This window comes from Chromobacterium sphagni (assembly GCF_001855555.1).
GTDB classification, from domain to species: domain Bacteria; phylum Pseudomonadota; class Gammaproteobacteria; order Burkholderiales; family Chromobacteriaceae; genus Chromobacterium; species Chromobacterium sphagni.
Map to the genome: position 1 here is coordinate 1 of NZ_MKCT01000090.1, position 5,188 is coordinate 5,188.

A 5,188-nucleotide genomic window follows, 5' to 3' on the forward strand; every position below is an offset into this window, starting at 1 on the left:
TGGTCTGTCCCACTCTCCATGGACAGAGGGTTAAGCACTAAGCTCTGAGCGGCGGCGTTCGAACTCAACCGGGGTCAGGTACCCCAGGGTCGAATGACGTCGTTGGTGATTGTAAAAACGGATGTAATCAAACACATCTGTACGCGCCTCCTCGTAGCTCCGGTAGTGGGTCAGATAAACACGTTCCGACTTCAGTGAACAGAAGAAGCTCTCCATCGTTGCATTATCCCAGCAGTTCCCGGCGCGGGAGTGGCTCGGTACTATCCCATGTCGCTTCAGCAAAGCCTGGTAGTCAAAGGCACAGTACTGACTCCCGCGGTCCGAATGCAGAATTACCTCTCCTGAAGGCTGGCGACGCGCCACTGCCATCGTCAGGGCAGCATGCACCAACTCTTGCTGCATTCGATGATGCATTGCCCAGCCCACTATCGTCCGGGAGTACAAGTCGAGTACCACCGCCAAGTACAGCCACCCTTCACCAGTCCGAATATAGGTCATGTCCGACACCCAACGCTGATTGATGTCGCCACCAGCAGCAAATTGTCGCTGCAGCAGATTGGGCGCCACGGGTAGAAGGTGTGGACCACCACTGACGGATCGCCAACGTTTACGAGTTCTAACCCTGATACCGTTTCGCCGCATCAAGTCCGCGATGCGATGCCGCCCGCAGGCGAAGCCCTGTGCAAGAAGTTCGGCATGAATACGCCGATGGCCATAAATACCCTTGACCTCGGCATGCACCAGCCGGATTTCACGTAGTAGTTGTCGGTTCGCCATCTCTCGCGCCGAAGGGGGGCGGTGTAGCCAAGCATAGTAGCCACTGCGGGACACACGAAACAGTTGGCACATCGGGGCTACCGGGTAGCGGCCTGACAGAGCCTGAATCGCGCGGAATTTCACTTCGTGGGTTGCCAGAAGATGGCGAGCGCCTTTTTTAGGACATCGCGCTCCATGGTAACGCGGGCCAGTTCATCCCGCAGTCGCTTGAGCTCGGCGGCTTCACCGGTCTGTTTGCCTCGGCCGGGGAAGGCATCGGGTCCTGCGTCTTGGAGCTGACGCTTCCACTTGCCCAGCAGCGACTCGGTAATGTCGAAGGCTTGGGCAACATGCCGTAACGGGGTGCCGGCAAGTACCTGCTCAACCGCTTCGCGCTTGAGGGCCTCCGGGAAAGTACGTCTGGTCTTGGTCATGAACACTGCTCCTTGGTGGGGATTATCCACCTTAAGTTAGTGTCCACGGGGGCCGGGACAGACCAGACCACACAGTGCTATCGAACAGCAAGTACACCTGATCGCCTGCAGGCACATAAAAAACCCGCCAAGGCGGGTTCCCATTTAAGCAAGACGAGCTAAGCCGCTGAATGGTCAAGAAATCCCATAGCTTGCTTATCGGCTACTTCCCCGGAAAGGCTATAGCGTTCCTTAAGCAAAGCTGCAAGCTTGTGCGAGTCGCCCTCTGTTTGAAGCAATTCGTCCTCCGTCAGCCTGCTCCAAGTCTGCTTGGCTGTGCCGATACGCTGCTTCCAATTCAGATTAGATGCATGATCTTCAACCTCTCCAACGGCACTATAGCCAGCCGACTTGCCATCAGCGCCGGCCGCAGCTTGCTCTATCGCCTCCAGCTTGGACGCAGTTTCTTGAGCATTTTGTCGCCACATGTTGAGTATCAAGGAGGGGACAAATAAATTGACGTACCAAAACCATTGATACACTAACATTCCCAAATCTTGAATCCCCTTCTCATTCCTATCTGCTCCATGATGAGAGTGTCCCGCCTCAAACCGTTCCGTGATTCCACTCATGATCATTACTCCTTAGATCTAGCATCGTCGAATGACGAGCTTGCCAGGCAAAGAGTCAGCACTCAGGCACGAGCAGTCTGTGCGAGAGCGCACGGAGGCAATCTATCAAGGCAAACAAAAATTCATGCACAATGAATTAAATGACTTGAGGATTGTCAAGAAAAGAACTGGAAAAATGCCCAGCCTGTTTGCGGAAATTTGCAGAAACCAGTATGGCAACACCACTGGAATTGAGAAAAATTAGATCAAAACTCCAACCCAGAGTGAGGCCCCATCAAATTTTACCTATCAGTTTTATTCATTTTTCAATATAAAATCACTTGTCAATTTTCCTGTTATTTGCTTGATTCATATGGGTTTTTAATGAACTTCCGCTTGAACAACCGGTTAGCCGAAATTATAATACGCCCCCTGAATGCATCAAAATCTCTTCAGCACCTCACATCGCCCACTAAGATGACAAAATCATTTATGGGAAGGCTGCTGTCAAGCATGTGCAAGATAGTTTCACAAAATCGGTATTTATTTTTAATTGATTTATTTGGCAATTTCAGTTTAGTTTTGCGTGAAAATTTTTTATTATCCGAAGCATTTCCACTGCGTCCGGCCTGTAATAAAATCCATACAACATCACCGCAAGCCTATTTGTTGCTGAGTATTTTTTGCAATCATAGGTGGTTGTTTGAAAAGTATCATCATTGCGCTGATTTCCATATCTTTGTCGGATCAAATTTTCGCCCAGGAAACCAGCAACAACATTAATCCATTTGGTAGTACGCAGATGGAGGATCGAATAAAAGACTTTCCAAAACTGAAAGTCACTGCCGAAGTTTCCACCATCAGCGATATCCATACCGCCTGCGGCATGACAAAATGGATCTGGGCTATAGGCGCCTTCATGCAAGGCTGCACCAGTTTCGACCAGAATATGCAATGGGCCCACATCCGTATCGCTCGAAATGCCGCCACCCGCGATCTGCGTCACGAAGTGAAGCATACTTGCGGCGAATATCACGGCGATGTTATGCCGCGCTATATGGCCGACTGGAAAAAGCGCGTGAACTGGCAACCTGCCGCTGACAATGTCTGCACGCCGGAATACGAGGTAGAAACCTATAGGCGCTTATCTCGGGAGTTAAAGCAGGCAGGCTGGAGCCCTAGCGATGAAGAGCACGAAAGGCTTGCTCAGGATAGGCTGCGCCGCGGCGGTTGAAACTCAGCTTACCAATCAGGCTGGCGTGAAAATCAGAGCCCCCTCCCCCGGTTTCCAGCAATGATTTCAGATTGGATATGGTTCGTAGCCTGCCGCATGGAACTGCCCCAAAGCTCTTCCGCCATCTCCTCAATGAAAAACGCCGCCCATCCTTGCGGATGAACGGCATTGGCTGCCTCAGAGGCTAATCCATCAACCCTTGCTGGCTGCCAGCTCCTGATATTCTTCGATCTTGTCGAAATTCAGATATTGGTAAACTTCGGCGCCCTTCTCGTTGATGATGCCGATATTGGCCTGATATTCCTCCACCGTCGGGATCTTGCCCAGTTTGGAGCAAATCGCCGCCAGTTCCGCCGAACCCAGGAACACGTTGGAGTTCTTGCCCAGACGGTTCGGGAAATTGCGGGTGGAGGTGGACATCACGGTGGCGCCTTCGCGCACTTGCGCCTGGTTGCCCATGCACAGCGAGCAGCCCGGCATTTCCATGCGCGCGCCGGCGCGGCCGAGGATGCCGTAATGGCCTTCCTCAGTCAGCTGCTTGGCGTCCATTTTGGTGGGCGGGGCCACCCACAGTTTGACCGGGATATCGGCCTTGCCTTCCAGCAACTTGGAGGCGGCGCGGAAGTGGCCGATATTGGTCATGCAGGAGCCGATGAACACTTCGTCGATCTTGGTGCCGGCCACTTCGGACATGAACTTCACGTCGTCCGGGTCGTTCGGGCAGGCGACGATGGGTTCCTTGACGTCGGCCAGATCGATCTCGATCACGGCGGCGTATTCGGCGTCGGCGTCGGCCTTCAAGAGCTGGCCCTTGGCGATCCACTCTTCCATCGCCTTGATGCGGCGCTCCAGGGTGCGGGCATCCTGGTAGCCGTCGGCGATCATCGCCTTCATCAGGGTGATGTTGGAGCGCATGTACTCGACGATGGGCTCCTTGTTCAGGTGCACGGTGCAGCCGGCGGCGGAGCGCTCGGCCGAGGCGTCGGTCAGCTCGAACGCCTGCTCAACCTTCAACTCCGGCAAACCTTCGATTTCCAGGATGCGGCCAGAGAAGATGTTCTTCTTGCCGGCCTTGGCCACGGTCAGCAGGCCCTGCTTGATCGCGTACAGCGGAATGGCGTTGACCAGGTCGCGCAGTGTGACGCCCGGCTGCAGCTTGCCCTTGAAGCGCACCAGCACCGATTCGGGCATGTCCAGCGGCATCACGCCGGTGGCGGCGGCGAAGGCCACCAGGCCGGAACCGGCCGGGAAGGAGATGCCGATCGGGAAGCGGGTGTGGCTGTCGCCGCCGGTGCCGACGGTGTCAGGCAGCAGCAGGCGGTTCAGCCAGCTGTGGATCACGCCGTCGCCCGGGCGCAGGCTTACGCCGCCGCGGGTGGAGATGAAGGACGGCAGCTCCTTGTGCATCTTGACGTCCACCGGCTTGGGATAGGCGGCGGTATGGCAGAACGACTGCATCACCAGATCGGCGGAGAAGCCCAGACAGGCGAGGTCTTTCAGCTCGTCGCGGGTCATCGGGCCGGTGGTGTCCTGCGAGCCGACGGTGGTCATTTTCGGTTCGCAGTAGGTGCCGGGGCGCACGCCCTTGCCTTCTTGCAGGCCACAGGCGCGGCCGACCATCTTCTGGCCCAGCGTGAAGCCCTTGCCGGAATCGACCGGAGACTTGGGCAGGCGGAAGGTGGTGGAAGCCGGCAGGCCCAGCGCTTCGCGCGCCTTGGAAGTCAGGCCGCGGCCGATGATCAGGTTGATGCGGCCGCCGGCGCGCACTTCGTCCAGGATCACTTCGGACTTCAGTTTGAACTCGGCGACCACGGCGCCGTTCTTCTCGATCTTGCCGCTGTACGGGTAGATGTCTATCACATCGCCCATTTCCAGCGTGGAAACGTCCACTTCGATCGGCAGCGAGCCGGAGTCTTCCTGGGTGTTGAAGAAGATGGGCGCGATCTTGCCGCCCAGGGTAACGCCGCCGAAGCGCTTGTTCGGGACGTAAGGAATGTCCTGGCCGGTAGCCCACACCACCGAGTTGGTGGCCGACTTGCGGGAGGAGCCGGTGCCGACCACGTCGCCGACGTAGGCCACCAGGTTGCCCTTGGCCTTCAGGTCGTCGATGAACTGCATCGGGCCGCGCTTGCCCTCTTCTTCCGGCACGAACTTGGCGTCCGGGCGCGGGTTCT

Annotated in this window: 6 protein-coding genes; 2 read left to right on the forward strand and 4 right to left on the reverse strand. The window is 56.1% G+C overall.

Features of this window, described 5'->3' with window-relative positions:
• Positions 1-30 precede the first annotated feature (30 nt).
• The 3 genes from BI344_RS21980 to BI344_RS25030 form a co-directional block, all read right to left on the reverse strand.
• Entirely contained in the window at positions 31-900 is an 870-nt protein-coding gene (locus tag BI344_RS21980) for an IS3 family transposase (RefSeq protein WP_071114921.1), read from the reverse strand.
• Complete coding sequence (locus BI344_RS21985) at positions 897-1,190, reverse strand: transposase (RefSeq protein ID WP_071114922.1); 294 nt, start codon at positions 1,188-1,190, stop codon at positions 897-899. The genes BI344_RS21980 and BI344_RS21985 overlap by 4 nt, the downstream gene beginning before the upstream one ends.
• Before the next feature lie 158 nt (positions 1,191-1,348).
• Positions 1,349-1,801 carry a CsbD family protein gene (locus BI344_RS25030; RefSeq protein ID WP_206600457.1) on the reverse strand — a complete coding sequence of 151 codons (453 nt, stop codon included), beginning with the start codon at positions 1,799-1,801 and terminating at the stop codon, positions 1,349-1,351.
• Between the two features lie 31 nt (positions 1,802-1,832).
• On the opposite strand from BI344_RS25030, the gene BI344_RS25035 reads away from it, so the two are divergent.
• Both BI344_RS25035 and BI344_RS21995 read left to right on the forward strand, forming a co-directional pair.
• The gene (locus BI344_RS25035; RefSeq protein WP_206600458.1) at positions 1,833-2,045 is read left to right on the forward strand and encodes a hypothetical protein; all 213 of its coding nucleotides are present in this window, start codon (positions 1,833-1,835) and stop codon (positions 2,043-2,045) included.
• 438 nt (positions 2,046-2,483) lie between these two features.
• A complete protein-coding gene (locus BI344_RS21995) occupies positions 2,484-3,014 on the forward strand; it encodes a hypothetical protein (RefSeq protein WP_071114923.1) in 531 nt (176 codons plus the stop codon).
• A gap of 192 nt (positions 3,015-3,206) precedes the next feature.
• Here the strand turns inward: BI344_RS21995 and BI344_RS22000 are convergent.
• On the reverse strand, positions 3,207-5,188 hold a 1,982-nt coding region (locus tag BI344_RS22000; protein WP_071114924.1), incomplete at its 5' end, for a bifunctional aconitate hydratase 2/2-methylisocitrate dehydratase.

Excerpts from the sequence above, each read along its gene's own strand:
- BI344_RS25035 (WP_206600458.1), top strand. The coding sequence starts at position 1,833 with ATGACGAGCTTGCCAGGCAAAGAGTCAGCACTCAGGCACGAGCAGTCT.
- BI344_RS25030 (WP_206600457.1), bottom strand. The coding sequence starts at position 1,801 with ATGAGTGGAATCACGGAACGGTTTGAGGCGGGACACTCTCATCATGGA.
- BI344_RS21985 (WP_071114922.1), bottom strand. The coding sequence starts at position 1,190 with ATGACCAAGACCAGACGTACTTTCCCGGAGGCCCTCAAGCGCGAAGCG.